The sequence below is a fragment of the Knoellia sp. S7-12 genome, from assembly GCF_040518285.1.
In the GTDB taxonomy this organism is placed as follows: Bacteria; Actinomycetota; Actinomycetes; order Actinomycetales; family Dermatophilaceae; genus Knoellia.
In genome coordinates this window covers 3,328,652-3,348,286 of record NZ_CP155449.1, presented here as the reverse complement: position 1 = coordinate 3,348,286, position 19,635 = coordinate 3,328,652, and the positions used below count along the sequence as shown (strand labels likewise).

Sequence of the window (19,635 nt, the reverse complement as noted above, 5' to 3'; positions counted from 1 at the left end):
TCTTCCCCTGGGGAGTCCCGCGGTCCTCCCCTGGGACTGTCGCCCGTCTTGGTATCCGGAGAGTTCGATCATCGGAGCACTCTTGATTTCTCGTCCCCTGCGTTTTGCTGCCCAAGGTGCCGCGGCACTGACGGTGGCCGCCGGTTCCTTCGGCGTTGCCCACCTCGACAAGGCCGTCGCGCTGTCCGTCGACGGCCAGTCCTCGTCGCTGCACGTCTTCGGCTCGACCGTGGGCGACGCCCTCGCCAAGAAGGGCATCAAGGTCGGCGAGCACGACCAGGTCGTTCCCTCAGTCGGTTCGCCGCTCGAGGACGGTGACACCATCTCGGTGCGTTACGGGCGCAAGCTGACCGTGACCGTCGACGGTGTCAGGAAGGACTACTGGACCACCGCCACGACCGTCGACGCCGCGCTGCGCGATCTCAACATCCGCGCCGGCAGCGATGCCAAGCTCTCCGCCTCGCGTTCACAGGCGCTGGGCCGCCAGGGCCTCGCCCTCACGGTGGTCACCTCCAAGAACGTGACCGTGTCGATCGACAAGCGCAAGATCCCCGTCTCGACCACCGGTGCCACTGTCGCCGATGTGTTGAAGCAGCTGGGTGTCTCGAACGACGCTGATGACAGGGTCGCGCCGGGCCTCACGACGCCCGTGGCAAACGGGCTGAACATCACGGTGCAGCGCCTCAGGCAGCAGCAGCTGACGACCACGCAGGCGATTGCCCACACGACGACGACCAAGAAGGACGCCTCGCTCTTCGAGGGCACCCGCAAGGTCGTCACCGAGGGCAAGAACGGCTCCAAGACCCTCACCATCCAACGCACCCTGGTCGACGGCAAGCCCGCCGGCGACAAGGTCCTCAGCACCAAGGTCACCAAGGCTGCTGTGGCCGAGGTCGTGGCCGTGGGCACCAAGGCCAAGCCGGTCGCCCCCAAGCCGGACGCGCCCAAGACGTCGTCCGCTCCCAGGACGTCCTCTGCTCCGGCGCCTTCGCCCGGCAACACCTCTGGGGCTGGCATCAACCTCAGCAACGCCGCGATGTGGGACCGCATTGCCCAGTGCGAGTCGACCGGCAACTGGTCGATCAACACCGGCAACGGCTACTACGGCGGGCTCCAGTTCGACATCCGCACGTGGCTCGGTGCCGGCGGTGGCGACTTCGCCCAGCGCGCCGACCTTGCGTCGCGCGCCGAGCAGATCACCGTGGCCAACCGCGTCTACGCGGACCGTGGCCTCCAGCCGTGGGGTTGCGGACACGCAGCCTGACGCTGACAGACGTCCGAGGCCGTGCCTCCCACTTCGGTGGGGCGCACGGCCTCGTTGTCTGTCCGGCTGATCACGGGCCATAGGGTGGCGCCCATGTCGACGTCAGGGCTCCTCGGGGCTTCACAGATCCGCGAGCTCGCGGCCCGCTTTGGCATCCGCCCCACCAAGACCTGGGGGCAGAACTTCGTCATCGACGCCAACACTGTCCAGCGCATCGTGCGGGTGGCGGGTGTCGGCGCCGAGGACGTCGTCGTCGAGGTGGGACCGGGTCTGGGGTCGCTGACCCTTGCCCTCCTGCCAGTGGTGCGGCACGTCACCGTCGTCGAGGTGGATCCGACCCTGGCGGGCGCCCTGCCCGAGACCGTCGAGACCGTCGCTCCAGCCGTCGCTGACCGGCTCACCGTCGTCCACGCCGATGCCCTCCGTGTCGAGGGGCTCCCCGGTGAGGCGCCGACCGCGCTCGTCGCCAACCTGCCCTACAACATCTCGGTCCCCGTCGTGCTCAACTTTCTCGAGCGCTTCCCCAGTCTCGAGCGCATCCTCGTCATGGTCCAGCTCGAGGTCGCCGAGCGGCTCGCAGCCAAACCGGGCTCCAAGATCTATGGCGTGCCCAGCGTCAAGGCCGCCTGGTACGCCGACGTCGCGCTCGCAGGCAACGTCAGCCGATCGGTGTTCTGGCCCGTGCCCAACGTCGACTCGGGCCTCGTCAAGCTCATCCGCCGCGAGCAGCCGACCACGGATGCCTCGAGGGAAGAGGTCTTTGCCTGCGTCGACGCCGCGTTCGCGCAGCGGCGCAAGACCCTTCGCGCCGCGCTGTCGGGCTGGGCCGGCTCACCGAAGGCGGCGGAGGCCGCTCTGGTCGCCGCGGGCATCGACCCGCGCACCCGGGGTGAGCAGCTCGACGTGCACCAGTTCGCGGCGATCGCGAGCGCCCACCGCGCCCGTGCAGGCTCAGTGGCCGAGGAGTCCGAGTAGCTTTCGCTCGGTCTCGTCGCTGAGGCCGCAGCGTCGTGGGTCGGTCGCCTGACGACCTTCCTCGTATGCCGCCGCGTCCCGAAGCGTGTCCGTCACCGGCCGGTTGGTGAGTCCGGCTGCGCGGGCCGCGGCCCCGGTGTGCGAGCCGAAGCCGCGCCAGTCCGGGTCCGAGATCCACAGCGGCAGGCTCTCGTCGCCCATCCACTCCTGGACACCGTGCTCGGCCAACCATGCGGCCGAGGCCGGGACAACGGCGCCCTCGTGACCGGCGACCTCGCGCGCGGCCGAGAGCAGGCCGCCCAGGGTGTCGGGTTCGCCGACGGCGTCGAACACTCCTGAGGTCCGCGCGTCGGCGCAGCGCACGAGCCAGGCAGCGAGGTCGCGCACGTCGATGATCGCCATGGGAAGGCCCGGGTCGTCAGGCGTCAGCACGGCCCCACCAGAACCCACCGGGTGGGCGAAGCGCCAGGGCCACCAGCCCGAGCGACCCGAGGCATCGCCGGGCCCGCCGATGAGCCCGGCCCGGGCGATCAGTGAGCGGTCGGCGCCGAACCCGTCGAGGACGGCCGCCTCGCACGCCACCTTGGCCTCGCCATAGACCGTCATGTCGGCCATGACCTCGCCGTCCAGGGCCGGCAACAGCGGAACGGACTCGTCGGACGCGAGACGTGAGTGGTCGGCATACACATTGCCTGTGGAGACGAAGACGAAGTGCGAGGCGACTGGTTCGAGGGCAACGACAGCGCTGCGCACCTGTCCGGGCTGGCGCGAGACGTCGAGGACGGCGTCCCATCTCGAGTCGGCGGCTGACACCTCGGCGAGTCCGTCGGGCTCATCGCGGTCACCACGAACCCACCGCACACCGTCGGGCACGTCGCCGGCGACGCCGCGCGCCAGACAGGTCACGTCATGACCGTCGGCGACAGCCTGAGCCGCGACGGCACGTCCGAGCATCGCCGTTCCACCGAGCACGAGAAGTCTCATGCCGACAGTGGACCGCGGCCGAGCACTGGAGCGCGACCGTGTTCGCTGAGAGCGTGGATGTCAGGGCACGCTCGTGCGATGACTAGGGTGGCGGCATGACCTCGGCCCACTCGGACCCCTCGCCCGTCACGGTGCGTGTCCCCGCCAAGGTCAACCTCGAACTTCTCGTTGGTCCTGTGCGCGACGACGGCTTCCACACGCTGTCCACCGTCTACCAAGCCGTGAACCTCCACGACGACGTCACGGTCGCCCTCGACGACGACTGGAACTGCTCGATGAGCGGCCCCTACGCCGACGTCGTGCCGACCGACTCGACCAACCTCGCGCTGCGCGCCGCCCGCCTCCTCGCCGACGAGACCGGCGTCGACACCCCTGTGCACGTGTCGATCGCGAAGTCGATCCCCGTCGCCGGGGGAATGGCCGGTGGTTCGGCCGATGCTGCCGCCACTCTCGTGGCGTGCGACCGCCTGTGGGCACTCGGTCTGTCGACCGAAGAGCTGGAGGAGTATGCCGCCGAGCTGGGTTCCGATGTCCCGTTCCTCATCCGTGGGGGCACCGCCGTGGGCAGTGGCCGGGGCGAGCGTCTCGCCCCGGTGCTCGCGCGCGGCAGCTATCACTGGGTTTTCGCGATGAGCGACATCGGCCTCTCGACGCCCGAGGTCTATGCCGAGTGTGACCGCCTGCGTGGCGAGGCCTCCGTGCCCGACCCCACGCCAAATTCTGAGCTGATGGTCGCGCTGCGCTCCGGCGACCCGCACATCCTCGCGCCGCAGCTCACCAACGACCTGCAGGATGCCGCGATCTCGCTGCGGCCCGAGCTCGGTGAGCTTCTCGCGAGCGGCATGGAGTTCGGTGCCCTCGGTGGCGTCGTCTCGGGGTCCGGGCCGACGGTCGCTTTCCTCGTCGAGGACGTCGAGTCGGCCATCGACCTCACAGTTGCCCTCACCGCCACCGGCGCCGCGCGCGAGGTGCGCAAGGCGATCGGTCCCGTCCACGGCGCCCACGTCATCCCGGCCAAGGTCGACTAGTGGCGGTCATCATCTCGGTCGAGCGCGCTGCCCTCGCGCTCGGCACCGCTCAGGTGCTCGACGGCGTCTCCCTCGGGGTCTCCGGCGGCGACCTGATCGGCATCGTCGGACGCAACGGTGGCGGCAAGACGACTCTGCTTCGGGTCCTCGCGGGGGAGCTCGCCGTGGACAGTGGACGGGTGGCCCGCCTCGGCGGCGGCACCGTCGGTGTGCTGACCCAGGACGACACGCTCGACCCCGCGGCGACCGTGCGTGAGGTCGTCCTGGGTGACCTCGAGGAATACGTCTGGGCCGGTGACTCGCGTATCCGCGACGTCCTCACGGGCCTGCTCGGAGGACTGGACGCCCCCGCGCTCGGGGGTCTGGAGTCGACCGTGGCCGGCAAGTCCGGTGGCGAGCGCCGCCGCCTCGCGCTGGCCTCGCTGCTGGTCGACGACCCCGACGTCCTGCTCCTCGACGAGCCGACCAACCACCTCGACGTCGAGGGCGTCGCCTGGTTGGCCGATCACCTCGTGAACTATCGGTCCCGCCCCGACAACGCCCTCGTCGCCATCACTCACGACCGGTGGTTCCTCGACGCCGTCGCCACCCGCACCTGGGAGGTCGTCGACGGTCAGGTGAACGGCTTCGACGGCGGCTACGCGGCTTACGTGCTGGCCAAGGCCGAGCGCGAGCGGATGGCCAAGGTCACCGCCGAGCGCCGCAACAACCTGCTCCGCAAGGAGCTCGCCTGGCTGCGTCGCGGCCCGCCCGCCCGCACGACGAAGCCCAAGTTCCGGATCGACGCCGCCAACGCCCTCATCGAGGACGAGCCCGCCCCGCGCAACGACGTCGAGCTCATGGCGTTCGCGACGAGCCGGCTCGGCAAGGATGTCATCGACCTCCTCGACGCGTCCGTGTCCCTGGGTGATCGGACCCTCCTCGAAAAGCTCACCTGGCACCTCGCGCCGGGTGCGCGCATCGGCATCGTCGGGGTCAACGGCTCCGGCAAGTCGACCCTGCTGCGCGCCATCGCCGGCGAGATCCCGCTGACTGCGGGCAAGCGCAAGGAAGGCATCACCGTCCGCATCGGCCACCTGACGCAGGACGTGCGCGAGCTCGACCGCCTCCGCGACAGCCGGGTCATCGATGCCGTCGAAGAGGTTCGCAAGGTCACCATGCTCGGCGGCAAGGAGGTCTCGGCATCATCGCTGGCCAAGCGCCTGGGCTTCCCGGGTCCTCGCCAGCAGGTGCGCGTCCGTGACCTCTCCGGTGGTGAGCGGCGCCGGCTGCAGGTGCTGCGCATCCTCATGGACGAGCCCAACGTCCTGCTCCTCGACGAGCCGACCAACGACCTCGACATCGAGACGCTCACCGCCCTTGAGGATGTCCTCGACGGCTGGGCCGGAACGCTGCTCGTCGTCTCGCACGACCGCTACCTCCTGGAGCGGGTCGCGGACCAGCAGGTGGCCCTCTTGGGCGATGGTCACGTGCGGCAGCTGCCGGGCGGTGTCGAGGAGTACCTCAAGCTGCGCGCCACCGTCACCCCGACGTATGCCGCGATGGCCCCTTCCGTCGACAGCCCCGCTTCGTCGGCGGTCGAGCCGAAAACCCCTGTGGCGCAACCGGTTTCCTCGGCAAGTCCGGCTGAGCAGCGGGAGGCCCGCAAGGTCATGTCTCGGGTCGAGAAGCAGCTCTCCAAACTGGCGACCCGTGAAGCGCGGATCCACGCGGCGATGGCCGAGCACGTGAGTGATCACGCCAAGGTGCTTGAGCTCAACCAGGAGCTGCGTGAGGTCGTCGACGAGCGTGAGGTCCTCGAGCTCGAATGGCTCGAAGCTGCAGACGCCCTCGAGCCCTGATTTCCCCACCGGGCAGGAACTGGTGGGCGCTGCTACGTTGACGTCAATGCCCGGGGTGGACGGTTCACGGTCAGGGCAGGACCCTCGAGCGGAAGCCGGTCCACCTGATGCGACGTCGAACGGTTCTGATGGCAGCGGCAGCGGGCGCGGCCACTTTGCTCGGGATGCCAATGCGCGCTGAGGCTGCAGTGAGAACCATCGATCGCGTGGGACTCAACCTCGACATCGCCCGCCGCTACTGGTCGCCGGCCTCGATCGTCACCCTCATCAACCTGGTGGCCGACAGGGGCGGGAACTCCCTGCACCTGCACGCTTCCGACGACGAGGCCTACGGGCTCGAGTCCGCGATGCTCGGGCAAACCGCAGCGAAGGCGACGCGCATCGGGACGAAGTATGTCAATCCGCGCACCGGGACGGCTTTCCTCACTCGGGTCCAGCTCACCTCGTTGATCGCTCATGCCGCGAGCCGGGGTGTCGACGTCATGCTGGAGATCGACACCCCGGGGCATGCGGGTGGCATTCGCCGCCTCATGGACCTCACCCCGATCTCACGGTTCCCCACCTCCGAGGTGTTCTCCGACTACGCGCCACGGGAGATCGAGGTTCACAGCGCCACCGCCTGGGCCTTCGTGCGTGAGCTCTGGAGGGAGGTGCTCGGCATGCACCCGAGCGCCACTCGGGTGCACCTCGGCGGGGATGAGTTCGCGGGGACGCCGCTGGAGAAGCGGGCATGGGCCAAGGGCGTGAGCTCTCTGGCGGCCACCCTCAGGGCTCAGCACTTCGTGTCCTCGACGGTGTGGAACGACGCGATCATCCCCGAGGCGGCTGCGGTGCTCAGCCGCTCGCTCACGGTGGCCTACTGGGACTACGACGACTGGGGCACGCCCGGCACGCGATTGACGATGCCGGCACTGGCCACCGCTGGCTTCACCATCCACAACTACAACGGCTACTACTGCTACTGGGTCCCTCGGACCTACGAAACCGCGGAGGACCGGCAGTGGATGTGTGACGCCCTGCGTGGCTGGTGGACGCTGGGCTACTGGGGTGCGGATCGCGCGATGAGTGAGACCCACACGAAGCTGCGCGGCGCCTGCTTCTCGATCTGGAGTGGAGAGAGTGCCTCGCTCTCCGAGGCGACGATCATCGGGCGGGGTTCGCCGATCTACAGCGCCTTCGCCTCGAAAGTGCGCGCGACCTGAGCCGACGTCGAGTCCAGCGGGGCCGCACGTCAGTTCGCTTCGAAAGGCCTCAGGAGGATGCGCAGGTGTCCGGCAAGAGCGGTGCGTTCGCCCTTGGGCAGCTCCCCGAGCAGGACCCGCTCGTGTGCGAGAAGGTCGTCAAGGGCCGCGTCCACCGTCTGCATGCCCTCTGGGGTGAGCCGCACGATGACGCCCCGGCGGTCGCGCGGGTCCGGTTGGCGTTCGACGAAGCCCCGGGTGAGGAGCCGGTCGACGCGATTGGTCATGGTGCCGCTGGTCACGAGTGTCTCGGCGATGAGCTGGCCCGGGGACAGTTCATAGGGCGCGCCTGCCCGGCGCAGTGCCGAGAGGACGTCGAACTCCCAGCCGTCGAGCCCGTGCTCGGCGAAGGCGCTCCCGCGGGCGAGATCGAGGCGGCGCGCGAGCCGCGAGACCCGGCTGAGGATCTCGAGTGGGGTGACGTCGAGTTCAGGACGCTCTCGGCGCCAGGCTGAGACGATACGGTCGACATCATCCTCGGGCATGAGGGCGACTGTACTCTCGTCAAGTATCTTGACATCAAGATACATTCCCGGGAGAGTTAAGCCAAGGGTTCGGCCGACGAATCATTCATGACTTGCAGGAGGAGCAACGATGCGCACACAGCCGAGCTGGGACCCCGCGGCATACTCACGGTTCGGCGAGCAGCGAAGTCGCCCGTTCGCCGACCTCGTTGCCCAAGTGCGCTGCGACGAACCGGAGTTGGTCGTGGATCTGGGCTGTGGCAACGGTCCGGCCACCCTCACGCTGGGTGAGCTCTGGCCGAACGCTCGCATCGTCGGTATCGATGCGTCCGAGACGATGCTCGAGGCCGCTCGAGCCTTGGACACGGCCGATCGGGTCGAGTGGATCCAGGCCGACCTCAAGGACTGGGATCCCGCCTCCCTCGGTCAGGTTCCCGACATCATCATCACGAACTCGACCCTGCAGTGGGTGCCCGGTCACCTCAACCTCCTGCCGACGTGGATGGACGCACTGGCACCCGGTGGCTGGCTCGCGATCCAGGTCCCCAACAACTTCGACGCACCAAGTCACGCACTCATGCGCGAGACTTCGGCCACCCACGCCCGCGCCAACGAGCTGCTCGCCGCGCTCGACCTGCCGGCCGTCGGGGAGCCCAAGACCTATCTCACCTTCCTCACTCGGCTGGGCGCCGACGTCGATGCCTGGGAGACGGTCTACTCGCATGTGCTCGACCCCGACGGTGCGTCGCAGGATCCCGTCCTCGACTGGGTGAGCGCCACCGGCCTGCGTCCGGTCCTCGACATCCTTCCCGAGGGGGAGGAGCGTGACGCCTTCGTCGAGCCGTATGCCGCGTCGCTCCGCGAGGCCTATCCGCGCAGCGAGGTCGGTGTCCTCTTCCCGTTCAGGCGTGTCTTCGCCGTGGCCCGCAAGAAGGACGCCGCCGACACACTCCCGACCGAAGCTCCTACCGATGCTCCGACCGAAGCAGGTGCCTGATGGCCATCCTTGGAATCCACCATGTCCAGATCGCCTGTCCCGCAGGCTCCGAGGACTTGCTGCGCCACTTCTATGGTGTGGTGTGCGGCCTGCCAGAGATCTCCAAACCGACAGCCCTGGCGGCACGCGGTGGTGTGTGGTTCGGCGCCGGTGATCAGGAGCTCCACTGCGGTGTCGACGGCGGATTCGCTCCCGCGCTCAAGGCCCACCCCTGCCTCGCCACCGACGACGTCGACCAGCTGGCCGCCGCCATCGCTGGTGCCGGCGGAGAGGTGCGTTGGGACAACGCCATCCCCGGTGTGAGGCGGTTCCACAGCGACGATCCCGTGGGCAACCGGATCGAGTTCCAGCAGGTCGCCACCCGCAAGGCCGACTTCTTCGTCTGACGAGCGACTTCGTGCCCCGTCGGGACGTCAGGCGTGGGTGATCTCGGGCTTGGGCTCAAGGCCCGTCAGACCGTTCCATGCAAGGTTGACCAGGGCTGCGGCGACGTCGCGCTTCTTGGCCTTGGGGTTCTCGAGCCACCACTGACCCGTGAGCGCCACCATGCCGACGAGCATCTGCGCATACATCGGCGCCTGCTTGGGGTCGAGCCCGCGTTTGGTGAACTGCGCTGCGAGCAGGTGCTCGACCTGCGAGGCGACGTCCGACATGAGGGACGCGAAGTTGCCGGTCTGCTGTCCGGGTGGCGAGTCGCGCACGAGGATCCGGAAGCCGTCGGTCGACGACTCGATGTAGTCGAGCAGTGCGGTCGCGGCCCGTTCGAGCAGTGCTCGCGAGCTGCCACCAGAGGTCAGCGCACCGGCGATCGACGCGAGAAGTGCCTGGATCTCACGGTCGACGACGACGGCATACAGGCCCTCTTTGCCCCCAAAGTGTTCATAGACCACGGGCTTGGAGACACCGGCTGCGCTCGCGATCTCCTCGACGGTGGTCGCCTCGTATCCCCGCTTCGCGAAGATCTGGCGTCCGATCCCGACGAGCTGCTCGCGCCGTTGTGCTCCCGTCATCCGCCCCCGCGGAGTGCGCACCTTCGTCACGGCATCGTCTCGACTCACCTGCGCCATTGTGCCCTCCTGCGCACGTCACCGCTGACAGCACCATGCGTGAGGTCGCGCTCGGGTCAACTACTCTGTGCGACGTATGCCGTGAGCACGCCTGACGCGCATCGTTCCCCGGTTGGTCTGCCGGCAGGGCCCGCCTGACTTTGAATCAGGACTAGCGACGTAGGTTCGACTCCTACCCGGGGAGCAAGATCCAGCAGGTCAGCGCCGTGCGCGGCGATCTGTCGCTGCGATTCACCCGTCGGAACGTGCCCCGATGGGCTCTCCGGGCAGATTGGTGGGTCGTGGCCTTGACCCGCCGGCGCAGTCATGACCTCATCCTGCCCGACTTTGCTTCGCCCGCCCGGTGTGCGCGATCGCTTCAGGGACTGACCGTGATGCTGAAGACCCCGGTGGCGAACTGACCGCCGGAGTCATCCACGCGCAGGGTGAACGAGAAGGTGCCAGGGGCGGATGGGGTGCCGAGGACCCGACCGGGTGAGGCCTGCAGCCGGAGGCCGGGAGGCAGAGTTCCCGCGACGTGTGACCACGTCCAGGGCGGCACCCCTCCTCCGGGGAACACCGCGGCCTCGTAGTTCACGCCGACCCGTCCAGGGGGGAGTGTGCCGCTCTGGTTCGTGATCACCAACGGGTCAGCAGGTCCCACGCTGAGGGTGAAGGTCTTGGTGGCGGTGTTGCCGGCGCCGTCCCGGGCGCGGACCGTGAACGTCGTGGTCTGGACGCGGGTCGGCACGCCGGTCACGCCAGTGGTGCGCGTCAGCCCCAGGTCGTTCCCGGCGAACCGGAGACCGTCGGGGACCGTGCCGCTCACCAGCGACCAGGTGTACGGCCCTCCCTGGCCGCAACAAGCCTCGATGAAGCCCGCGTAGTTGGCTCCCACGGTGGCCTGCGGGAGCGGGGACTCCGTGATGATCCGGAACAGCGTTGCGCTCTGCGCGGTCAACACTGCCGAGCGCGTGACCCCGTTGTACGTCGCGGAGATCGTCGTGGTGCCCAGGGCCGACGACCGGATCGCGACGCCGAAGGCACCCTGCGAGCTGAACGCCGGCACCGTCACGGACGCCGGGACCGTGGCGACGGAGGTGTTGCTGCTGGTGAGGGTGACAAAGGCGCCCCCGGTCCCGGTGAGGGCGGTGAAGAAGAGCGTCGCGGACGACTGCAGGGTGCCGGTCTGCACGAGGGACGGGGAAAGTGAGATCGACTCCAGCTGGCCGCCGGGCTGTGGTGGCGGCGGGGGGGTGACCGTGACCACGGTCGTCAGCGTCACGCCGTTGTACGTCGCCTCGATCGGCCCGGTGGTGGTGGCGGTGACCGGGTTGGTCGTCACGAAGACCGGAACGACCCGGCTGTTGACCCCCGCCGGAACGATGAGTGTCGAAGGCACCGTGGCTGCCGCGTTCTTGCTCAGGAAGGAGACGACTGCACCACCGGCCGGCGCCGGCGCCGTCAGCACGACGGTGGCCGAGGCGGTCTGACCGCCCTGAAGAGTTGCGGGGTTCAACGTCACGGTGACCAGCGCGACGGAGGTGGGCGGCGGCGGAGGTGGCGGTGGAGGTGGCGGTGTCGTCACCACACAACCGGACAGCCTGACGACGCGAGGGGCCGCGGGGGTTCCGTCGTGGAGGTCCACCGTGCAGTCCGCCGGACGGGTATAGCCGGACCGGTCGATCCTGAAACTGCCGCTGCTGCTGCTCGTGGTCATCGACACACCGTCGACCGTGATGGCCCGGTTTGCACTCGCATTGCCTTCGATCCGAAGCCGGTTGCCGCTCACCTCCGCGCGGGAGACGCTCACTACCGCCGCGAAGGCGGTCTCGGTGAGACTGACCGAGAGGAGCAACATGACCGCCGCGAGGATCACCCACAGGGAGCGGAACTGGCGTTCGGCCATGTCTGCCTCCTCGACCCCGGCCCGTGGTGCTTTCGCTTCAACCCTCGGGCCGTACGGCCTGAAGGGGAGGGCGGCCGATCAGCGCCGAGAAGTGGTCGGTGCGCACGTCCTGTGGCAACAGTCGCACGAAGGCGATGCTTGGCACGAGTGGACCTTGGTACTAAGACCCGAGGAGGCGCTTGCCCCCCGATGTCCCTCGTCCTTCGTGGCTCACCACGGGTTCTGACCTGACCAAGCACATCGTCTACGGCCTCGACGAGGGCTCACCATGACCGTGAAGACGGTGCCGTGCCCCTACGACCCCGGGTAGTGCTCCGGCGGCGAAGAAGAGCAGCCCGACAGGGTGGCTCTTCCGGCGTTCGACATGTTCGCGGGAACGGACGAGGAGGGCAACGACCAGTTGACGTTCGGTGCCAACATCGCCAACCTCGGCTCGGGGCCGCTCGTGGTGGAGGGCTACCACGTCAACCAGAGCACCATAACGGCGACCCAGTAGGAGAACCGCAACGGCGTTCCGGTGAAGTCCTACCCCGCTGGGGAGTTCGAGTGGGATCCGCTTGAGGGCATATGCACTGGCACGTCGAGGACGTCGCGCCGGCGACCTCGTTGCCGCCAACGGCTCGATCACCCGCAGTGGGAAGCAGGCCTTCTGCCTCGCCCCCACCGATCCGATCGACCTCACGATCCCGGGTGCGGAGCAGCGCGTCGACACGGACCGACTCTGGTCTGCCTGTGGCGGCCAGTCAGCCCTGTGGATTCGCGAGGTGCTTCCAGCGGGTTGGGGTGACACGTACTACCAGGGCTTGCCGGGCCAGGCCTTCGACATCGCCGGCCTGCCCAACGGGACCTACTCAGTGCGCGTGACGACAAACTTCCGCAACCGCCTCAAGGAGTCGAACACGACCAACAACGTGTCGAACGCCAAGATCGTGATCGGCGGATCCCCGGGCGAGCGCACGGTGGCCCAAGCCGGGTAGCCGTACTCACGCGGGGCGGATCGGACGATCCCTAGGTTGTGGCTATGGGGAGATTCGGTCGCTACGCCGTGCTGGCGCTTGTCGTGGGCTCCGTCGCCATGACGTGGGTCTGGCACCGGGAACGACCGCCATCTGGCGAGCGTGTTGCTCGCCAGATGGCGGTCGATCGTCTGGATCGCGAAGAGGAGTGGATGCGGGGACTCATCACCACTTCGCCTGATGTCGACCAACTGACCCAACGAATGGTGACCTCACCAACTGGACAGTCCGGCCCTCCCGAGATGCCAGCGAACCAGGAAGATCGCGTGACCATCCAGGTTCTGTCCGCGCCAGAGGCGCGCGATGACGATGGAATCGTGCACCTCGAGTTGCGTGCGAAAGCATCGACCAGCGGTTTCAACGGAGGCCCGCCGTTTTCGAAGTCGTGGGGGCCGGGCAGCGCGGTGGTGTGTCGTGCGATTGATCTCGATCCGTGGGGAGATGGCGGATCCAGCCAGCGTGTCGACGACTGCGAGTCCCGGCCAGTGCTCCCCGTTTTCGCTCCGACTTCGCCACCCTCGATCTCGGACACCGACCGTGATCGTTTCATCGAGTGGCTGAAAACGGGGACTCCCTCGACACGGGACGAGTTGGTCTCCGTGACCACTCCGGGGCTCCTCGTCGAGGTCGAAGAGATCGAGGGAGAGGTCTTCGCCTCGCTCTTTGGTGCTGAGGCACTGGACTGCCGTCTGGGTCACCGCGACGCTGATGGACAGGTGAACGTGTGGTCGCCGCCGCGCGTCACCATCCAGCCGGGCGAGGCCGGTTGCTCACCGGCGACCGCGCCGCCCTGAGCCCTACCCGCACTGAGGTCGAACTGAGGACGGGAACCTCAGATGTTGGGCCAGACCTGCGGCCACGTCGTGACGAGCGCACTCTTGGCGCGCGACACCAACTCCATCGACGTGATCTCGTCCAGGCTCCACCACAGGGCACTCGACGTCACCGGTGACGACTTCCAGACCCGCTCGGCGCTGCAGCGATAGACCAGATCGAGATAGTGATCGCCGTGCTCGACCGCGCTCTCGACGCCGTGAACGCGAGCCATTGAGGGCGTGGCTCCCGTGTCATGGACGAGGGTGCGGGCGGCACGGCAGGGGTCCTCACCCATCCGCAGGTAGGCCCAGGGCAGGCTCCACGTCAGGGATTTGGGCCGTCGGTCGAGCAGCATTCGGTGGTCGTCGTCGATCGCGACGATGTGCACCCGCACCCGCGGCCGTGCTGCGTTCACTTCATGCTCCTCGACAGTCACAGCGGTTCCGTCGGCCGCCGCAATCCCCTTGCTGGGCCCAAGGTTAGGGCGTCCTTGTTTGCCCCCGTCAACTGCATCGCGAGCCACGGCGACAGCAGGCCCACGACCTGCGGTTATCGGGTTTTCGCGGCCGCAGAAACCACGAAATCGACGAATCGGGCGGCAGGCGGGGCCAGGTCGCGATCGGTGCGCCATGTGAGGCCGATCGTCCGGCGGGCGGCGGCAGCGGTGAGCGGGATGCCGACGGTGCCCGTCTGCCCGGCGAACTGTTCGGGCAGCACGGCAACCCCGAGTCCGGCAGACACGAGGCCTTCGATCGTCGCGAGGTCTGCGCTCTCGAACGACACCTTCGGAGCGACACCGGCCGACGCCAGCAGGTCGTCGACGAGCGCGCGATAGCCGAAGCCCGGTGGAGTGGTCACGAGCTCTTCATCGGCGAGGTCCTGCAGCGCGATCCGGCGCCGGCCTCGCCACCGGTGGTGCGGAGGGACGACGAGAACAAGTCGTTCCTTCTGGAGCGGTGCCCATCCGAACGGGCCATCGGGCAGCCAGGACGTGATCGCCAGCTCGACCGCCCCGGAGTCGAGGTCGCGGACGATGTGGTGGTGCGGTTCCTGGGTGAGGAGGACCCGAACAGCAGGGGCATGCGTGTGGAACTCACGCAGCACCCGGGGAACGAGGGACGTCGACATCGAGTCGAGGAACGCGAGGCGCACCGTGCCACTGTCGGGGTCGAGCCGTGCCGCGAGGTCCGCCAGCAGCTGGTCGTGGCGACCGGTGATGTCATGGGCGGCTGCGACGGCGACCTCGCCGTGGGGAGTGAGGGCGACGCCGTTGGGCACGCGCTCGAACAACCGCGTCCCCAGCGAGGTCTCGATCCGTGCCAAAGCCCGCGAGAGCGTCGGCTGGCTCACCCCGAGCGCGGCTGCCGTCTCGGTGACATGACCATGCTCTGCGAGGGCCACGAGCCACTCCAGGTCTCTCAGCTGCATATTCATCATCATGCGCCTTGCGTATGGCAAAGCGCTAACAGCGTCATTAGACGTATGGATCGACCTGAGCCACTCTCGAGGGGTGAAGACACGCCAGCGGGTCGCTCGACCAGACACCCCTGTGCCGACGAACACGGGTCACCGTCCCGGCACGCCGGGCTATCGCCGAGTCGTTCTTGCTCTCTTCGCAGCGGGTGTCGCGACCTTCGCCCTCATCTACAGCACCCAGGCACTGCTGCCCGAGCTCGCCCACGACTTCGGCGTCTCGTCGGCCGACAGCACGCTCTCCCTCTCGCTCACCACCATCGCGCTCGGCCTCACCCTCCTCATCGCCGGGCCGCTGTCCGACCGCATCGGCCGCACCCGACTCATCCACGCCAGCCTCATCGCCTCAGTGGTCGTCGCCGCGGCCAGTGCCGTCGCACCCACCTGGCCCACCTTCCTCGGACTGAGACTCGCGCTCGGCGTGACGATCGCTGGCCTGCCCGCGGTCGCCACGGCATACCTGCGTGAAGAGCTGCACCGCGGCGCCCACGCGCGCGCCGCAGGTCTCTACATCGGGGGGACCGCCGTCGGTGGCATGACGGGGCGACTCGCAACAGGAGCCGTCGCCGAGGCGTGGGGGTGGCGCTGGGCGCTCGCGGCCGCGGCCGTCCTGGGGCTCATCTGCGCGCTCATCGTGTGGTTCGCGCTGCCCGGGTCGCGCCACTTCGTCCCACGTCGAGCGGGCGTGCGCTCCATGCTCGGGATGGCCCGCCGTGCCGTCGCTGATCCGGTGCTCCTGGCGCTCTACGGGATCGGAATGCTCGGCGCTGGGGCTTTCGTCGCCGTCTTCAATGCACTCGGATTCCGGCTCACGAGTGCACCGTTCGGCCTCGGCCTGGGCGCTGCGAGCCTCGTCTTCCTCGTCTACGCGTTCGGGTCCGCCGGGTCCGCGATCGCCGGCCGGCTCGCCGATCGCTTTGGTCGTCGGGCGGTCGTCCCGATCGGCGCGGGGCTCGCGCTCGCGGGCCTCCTGCTGACGATCCCTGGCCACCTCGCGGTCGTCGTTGCCGGCACCGCACTCATGACCGCGGGCTTCTTCGTGTTCCATGGCGTGGCCAGTGGCTGGGTGCCAGTGCGGGCGCACGCCGGCGGCGTGGCCGGCGCACAGGCCGCCTCGCTCTATCTGTTCGCCTACTACGTCGGCTCGTCCGTCTTCGGGACGGCCGGGGGACATGCCTGGGCGTATGCCGGGTGGTCCGGTGTCGTCGTCCTCGCCGGTGCGTTGTTTGCCGGAGTGGCTGTCCTCAGCCTGGTGCTTCGGCGCAGTCACGCACTGGCCACCTGACCATCCAAACGGGCGAGGACGGCATACCCGCGTCTCGTCGGTAGAGTGGCGCGGTACGCCGCCACGAACCCCCGGGAGCCCCACTCGTGACCACTGCTCGGCCCACCGCTGTCATCATCCTCGCCGCAGGCGAGGGGACCCGGATGAAGTCAGTCACCCCCAAGGTGCTCCACCGGATCGGCGGCCGCAGCCTCCTCGGGCACGCCCTCGTCGCTGCCCGCGGGGCCGACGCCGAGAGCGTCGTCGTCGTCGTTCGGCACGATCGCGACCGGGTCGCCGCCCACGCCACCGAGGTCGACGCGACGGCGATCATCGCCGACCAGGATGAGATCAAGGGCACCGGCCGCGCGGCCGAGTGCGGCCTCCTGGCCCTCCCGGTCGGTGTGGACGGCACCGTCCTCATCACGTCCGGTGACACCCCGCTCCTCACGTCCGAGACGATCACCGCGCTCTTTGCCGCGCACACGGCGTCCGCCAGCGCGGTCACCGTCCTCACCGCGCGGGTGCCCAACCCCGGCGGCTACGGCCGGATCCTGCGCGCCGACGACGGTTCGGTGCTCGGCATCGTCGAGCACAAGGACGCGACCGACGAGCAGCGCGAGGTCGACGAGATCAACTCGGGGATCTGGGCCTTCGACGCCGACGTCCTTCGGGCCGCGCTCGATCAGGTCGGCACCGACAACTCCCAGGGCGAGAAATACCTCACCGACGTGCTCGCCATTGCCCGCGACGGCGGACATCCGGTCGGGGCCCACCTCATCGACGACCTCTGGCAGACCGAGGGCATCAACGACCGCGTCCAGCTGGCCACGCTCGGCCGCGAGCTCAACCGCCGCAACAACGAGAAGTGGATGCGCGAGGGCGTGACGATCGTCGACCCAGCCACCACGTGGATCGACGCCGACGTCACCATCGGCCGCGACGCGACGATCCTGCCCAACACTCAGCTCCTCGGCGCGACGAGCATCGGTGCTGGCGCCCGCATCGGCCCCGACAGCACGCTCACCGACACCGAGGTGGGCGAGGGCGCCGAGGTCAAGCGCACCGAGGCCCACCTCGCCCGGATCGGCGCGCAGGCCACCGTCGGCCCGTTCTCCTACCTGCGCCCCGGCACCGTCCTCGGCGTCAAGGGCAAGATCGGCGGTTTCGTCGAGACCAAGAACGCGTGGATCGGCGACGGCGCCAAGGTCCCGCACCTCACCTACGCCGGGGACGCCACCATCGGTGAGGGCGCCAACATCGGCGCCGGCACGATCTTCGCCAACTACGACGGTGTCAACAAGCACCACACGACGATCGGCAAGCACTCCTTCATCGGCTCCGACAGTGTGCTCGTGGCTCCCGTCGACGTGGCGGACGGCGCCTACGTCGCGGCGGGCAGTGCCCTCACTGGCGACGTCGAGCCCGGCCAGATCGCCGTCGCTCGCGGACGCCAGCGCAACATCGACGGGTGGGTCGCCCGGGCCCGCGCCGGAAGCAAGACCGAAGCGGCAGCCCAGGCGGCCACGCAGGCGGGCACCCGGCATACCGGATCGCCTGACAACCCGACCGACGAGTCACAAGAACAGAAGGCCTGACGATGAAGGAAGAACGCCCCAAGTCGGCCAACATCCGCAAGAAGCCCAAGAAGCAGCTGATGATCTTCTCGGGTCGCTCGCACCCGGGGCTGGCGCAGGAGATCGCCGCACTCATCGGCACCGAGCTCGTCCCGACGAGTGCCTACAACTTCGCCAACGGCGAGATCTACGTGCGCTACGAGGAGTCCGTGCGCGGCTCCGACGCGTTCGTCATCCAGAGCCACGCCGCCCCGCTCAACGAGGCGATCATGGAGCACCTCATCATGATCGACGCGCTCAAGCGGGCGAGCGCCAAGCGGATCACCGTTGTCATGCCCTTCTACGGCTACGCCCGCCAGGACAAGAAGCACCGCGGTCGTGAGCCGATCTCGGCCCGCCTCATGGCCGACCTCTTCCGGAGCGCTGGCGCCGATCGGCTCATCGCCGTCGACCTGCACACCGACCAGATCCAGGGTTTCTTCGACGGACCGGTCGACCACCTCATGGCCCAGCCGGTGCTGTCGGACTACGTGTCGGCGAAGTACGGCCACGAGGACCTCGCCGTCGTCTCTCCCGATGCCGGTCGCATCAAGGTCGCCGAGCAGTGGTCCAAGCGTCTCGGTGGTGCGCCGCTGGCCTTCATCCACAAGACGCGCGACGTCAACCAGCCCAACCAGGCCGTGGCCAACCGCGTCGTCGGTCTCGTCAAGGGTCGCGTCTGCGTGCTCGTCGACGACATGATCGACACGGGCGGCACGATCACTAAGGCCGCCGACGCGCTCATGGCCGACGGTGCCAAGGACGTCATCATCGCGGCGACGCACGCCATTCTCTCGGCACCCGCGACGGAGCGGTTGCGCGACTGCGCCGCCCGCGAGGTCATCGTCACCAACACCCTGCCGATCGCGCCGGAGGCGGAGTTCGAGGGACTCACCGTCCTGTCGATCGCACCGCTCATCAGCGCGGCGATCAAGGAAGTCTTCGAGGACGGCTCGGTGACGAGCCTCTTCGGCGGGCGCGCCTGAGGCTCCGACTTCTTGCGCAATCCGTCGGCCGCTGACGGATTGAGCAATAGGTCAGGAGATTCGACGGATTTCGCAATAAGTCGGGGAGGGTGCGTTCAGTCGGTGTGCCGACGTGCTCGGTATGCCGCGACGTGGGCCTTGTTGGCGCACGTCCCGTCGCAATAGCGCCGACTCCGGTTCTTGGACAGGTCGATGACCGCGTCCTCGCAGTCATCGGCGGCGCACACCCGTAGGCGCTCGGTCTCCCCGGACCGGATGAGGTCGATGAAGGCCATGGCAGCTTCGACGGCCATGCGCTTGGCGATCGGTTCGTCATCGCGTGTGGCGTGGATGTGCCAGTCGAGGTCGTCGTGCTTGACGAGGCGCGGGAGTGCCTGGTGCTCGGCGAGGAGGTCGTTGACACCTGACACAAGGTCGTCGACGTCGCGTGTCCAGAGGTCGAGAAGCCGCGGGCGCAGGGCGTGGACCTCGTCGAGCGAGGCGCGGGTCCGCGGGCGGTCGCCGCTCCACTGCCACCCGTCCATGTGGGTCACGAGCGACTCCACTGTGGGCAGGTCCTCCGCCATCGAGTCGCCGTGTCCGGGCGCGGTGTTGATGAGCGACGCGGCGTACTGCAGCGCCAACTCAGTGTCATGGGCAAAAAGCATCTTGACTCCTGACATCGCGAACCTCTACCGTGAACCTCGTAAGGGTCATAGAACCACTTTACTCCTGA

At 68.5% G+C, this 19,635-nt stretch carries 20 protein-coding genes and 1 tRNA gene; 14 read left to right on the top strand and 7 right to left on the bottom strand.

Annotated elements, in window-relative coordinates; genetic code table 11:
* The first annotated feature begins 82 nt into the window (after nt 1-82).
* A complete protein-coding gene (locus V6K52_RS16080; protein WP_353951128.1) occupies nt 83-1,264 on the top strand; it encodes a ubiquitin-like domain-containing protein in 1,182 nt (393 codons plus the stop codon).
* Nucleotides 1,265-1,357: 93 nt separating this feature from the next.
* Nucleotides 1,358-2,239, top strand: coding sequence for a 16S rRNA (adenine(1518)-N(6)/adenine(1519)-N(6))-dimethyltransferase RsmA (rsmA, locus tag V6K52_RS16075; RefSeq protein ID WP_353951127.1), 882 nt, complete (start codon nt 1,358-1,360; stop codon nt 2,237-2,239).
* Here rsmA and V6K52_RS16070 read toward each other — a convergent pair.
* Nucleotides 2,216-3,223: an NAD-dependent epimerase/dehydratase family protein gene (locus V6K52_RS16070; protein ID WP_353951126.1), complete on the bottom strand. Its 1,008-nt coding sequence runs from the start codon at nt 3,221-3,223 to the stop codon at nt 2,216-2,218. The two genes, rsmA and V6K52_RS16070, sit on opposite strands and share 24 nt — an antisense overlap.
* A gap of 95 nt (nt 3,224-3,318) precedes the next feature.
* Here V6K52_RS16070 and V6K52_RS16065 point away from each other — a divergent pair, with 95 nt between their 5' ends.
* From V6K52_RS16065 to V6K52_RS16055, 3 genes are all read left to right on the top strand, one after another.
* The gene (locus V6K52_RS16065) at nt 3,319-4,251 is read left to right on the top strand and encodes a 4-(cytidine 5'-diphospho)-2-C-methyl-D-erythritol kinase (protein WP_353951125.1); all 933 of its coding nucleotides are present in this window, start codon (nt 3,319-3,321) and stop codon (nt 4,249-4,251) included.
* Complete coding sequence (locus tag V6K52_RS16060) at nt 4,251-6,092, top strand: ABC-F family ATP-binding cassette domain-containing protein (protein ID WP_353951124.1); 1,842 nt, start codon at nt 4,251-4,253, stop codon at nt 6,090-6,092. The genes V6K52_RS16065 and V6K52_RS16060 overlap by 1 nt, the downstream gene beginning before the upstream one ends.
* Nucleotides 6,093-6,298: 206 nt before the next feature.
* Nucleotides 6,299-7,294, top strand: a complete 996-nt coding sequence (locus V6K52_RS16055) for a family 20 glycosylhydrolase (RefSeq protein ID WP_353951123.1) — start codon at nt 6,299-6,301, stop codon at nt 7,292-7,294.
* A 29-nt stretch (nt 7,295-7,323) separates the two neighbouring features.
* Here the strand turns inward: V6K52_RS16055 and V6K52_RS16050 are convergent, their stop codons facing one another.
* Nucleotides 7,324-7,818 carry a MarR family transcriptional regulator gene (locus tag V6K52_RS16050; protein WP_353951122.1) on the bottom strand — a complete coding sequence of 165 codons (495 nt, stop codon included), beginning with the start codon at nt 7,816-7,818 and terminating at the stop codon, nt 7,324-7,326.
* 109 nt (nt 7,819-7,927) lie between these two features.
* On the opposite strand from V6K52_RS16050, the gene V6K52_RS16045 reads away from it, so the two are divergent.
* Together V6K52_RS16045 and V6K52_RS16040 are read left to right on the top strand one after the other, a co-directional pair.
* Nucleotides 7,928-8,794, top strand: a complete 867-nt coding sequence (locus V6K52_RS16045) for a methyltransferase domain-containing protein (RefSeq protein WP_353951121.1) — start codon at nt 7,928-7,930, stop codon at nt 8,792-8,794.
* The gene (locus tag V6K52_RS16040) at nt 8,794-9,180 is read left to right on the top strand and encodes a glyoxalase (protein ID WP_353951120.1); all 387 of its coding nucleotides are present in this window, start codon (nt 8,794-8,796) and stop codon (nt 9,178-9,180) included. The genes V6K52_RS16045 and V6K52_RS16040 overlap by 1 nt, the downstream gene beginning before the upstream one ends.
* Before the next feature lie 27 nt (nt 9,181-9,207).
* On the opposite strand, the gene V6K52_RS16035 is transcribed toward V6K52_RS16040, so the two are convergent.
* Nucleotides 9,208-9,804, bottom strand: coding sequence for a TetR/AcrR family transcriptional regulator (locus tag V6K52_RS16035; RefSeq protein ID WP_353953789.1), 597 nt, complete (start codon nt 9,802-9,804; stop codon nt 9,208-9,210).
* Between the two features lie 162 nt (nt 9,805-9,966).
* On the opposite strand from V6K52_RS16035, the gene V6K52_RS16030 reads away from it, so the two are divergent.
* A tRNA-Gln gene (locus tag V6K52_RS16030) sits at nt 9,967-10,045 on the top strand.
* Between the two features lie 174 nt (nt 10,046-10,219).
* Here V6K52_RS16030 and V6K52_RS16025 read toward each other — a convergent pair.
* Nucleotides 10,220-11,749 (bottom strand): putative Ig domain-containing protein, encoded by a 1,530-nt coding sequence (locus V6K52_RS16025; RefSeq protein ID WP_353951119.1) that lies wholly within the window; start codon nt 11,747-11,749, stop codon nt 10,220-10,222.
* 343 nt (nt 11,750-12,092) lie between these two features.
* Between V6K52_RS16025 and V6K52_RS16020 the strand changes: the two genes are divergently transcribed.
* The 3 genes from V6K52_RS16020 to V6K52_RS16010 all read left to right on the top strand — a co-directional run bounded on the left by V6K52_RS16020 (nt 12,093) and on the right by V6K52_RS16010 (nt 13,559).
* Nucleotides 12,093-12,245 (top strand): hypothetical protein, encoded by a 153-nt coding sequence (locus tag V6K52_RS16020; RefSeq protein WP_353951118.1) that lies wholly within the window; start codon nt 12,093-12,095, stop codon nt 12,243-12,245.
* A gap of 61 nt (nt 12,246-12,306) precedes the next feature.
* Nucleotides 12,307-12,726 carry a lysyl oxidase family protein gene (locus tag V6K52_RS16015; RefSeq protein ID WP_353951117.1) on the top strand — a complete coding sequence of 140 codons (420 nt, stop codon included), beginning with the start codon at nt 12,307-12,309 and terminating at the stop codon, nt 12,724-12,726.
* Between the two features lie 638 nt (nt 12,727-13,364).
* Nucleotides 13,365-13,559: a hypothetical protein gene (locus V6K52_RS16010; RefSeq protein WP_353951116.1), complete on the top strand. Its 195-nt coding sequence runs from the start codon at nt 13,365-13,367 to the stop codon at nt 13,557-13,559.
* A 38-nt stretch (nt 13,560-13,597) separates the two neighbouring features.
* Here V6K52_RS16010 and V6K52_RS16005 read toward each other — a convergent pair whose 3' ends face one another.
* Nucleotides 13,598-13,996: a hypothetical protein gene (locus tag V6K52_RS16005; RefSeq protein ID WP_353951115.1), complete on the bottom strand. Its 399-nt coding sequence runs from the start codon at nt 13,994-13,996 to the stop codon at nt 13,598-13,600.
* 134 nt (nt 13,997-14,130) lie between these two features.
* The gene (locus V6K52_RS16000) at nt 14,131-15,009 is read right to left on the bottom strand and encodes a LysR family transcriptional regulator (protein ID WP_353951114.1); all 879 of its coding nucleotides are present in this window, start codon (nt 15,007-15,009) and stop codon (nt 14,131-14,133) included.
* An 82-nt stretch (nt 15,010-15,091) separates the two neighbouring features.
* Here V6K52_RS16000 and V6K52_RS15995 point away from each other — a divergent pair, with 82 nt between their 5' ends.
* From V6K52_RS15995 to V6K52_RS15985, 3 genes are all read left to right on the top strand, one after another.
* Nucleotides 15,092-16,339 carry an MFS transporter gene (locus tag V6K52_RS15995; protein WP_353951113.1) on the top strand — a complete coding sequence of 416 codons (1,248 nt, stop codon included), beginning with the start codon at nt 15,092-15,094 and terminating at the stop codon, nt 16,337-16,339.
* An 86-nt stretch (nt 16,340-16,425) separates the two neighbouring features.
* Nucleotides 16,426-17,916, top strand: a complete 1,491-nt coding sequence (gene glmU / locus V6K52_RS15990; RefSeq protein ID WP_353951112.1) for a bifunctional UDP-N-acetylglucosamine diphosphorylase/glucosamine-1-phosphate N-acetyltransferase GlmU — start codon at nt 16,426-16,428, stop codon at nt 17,914-17,916.
* Between the two features lie 2 nt (nt 17,917-17,918).
* Entirely contained in the window at nt 17,919-18,920 is a 1,002-nt protein-coding gene (locus V6K52_RS15985; RefSeq protein ID WP_353951111.1) for a ribose-phosphate diphosphokinase, read from the top strand.
* Nucleotides 18,921-19,015: 95 nt separating this feature from the next.
* On the opposite strand, the gene V6K52_RS15980 is transcribed toward V6K52_RS15985, so the two are convergent.
* Nucleotides 19,016-19,567 carry a CGNR zinc finger domain-containing protein gene (locus V6K52_RS15980; protein ID WP_353951110.1) on the bottom strand — a complete coding sequence of 184 codons (552 nt, stop codon included), beginning with the start codon at nt 19,565-19,567 and terminating at the stop codon, nt 19,016-19,018.
* Nucleotides 19,568-19,635 lie beyond the last annotated feature (68 nt).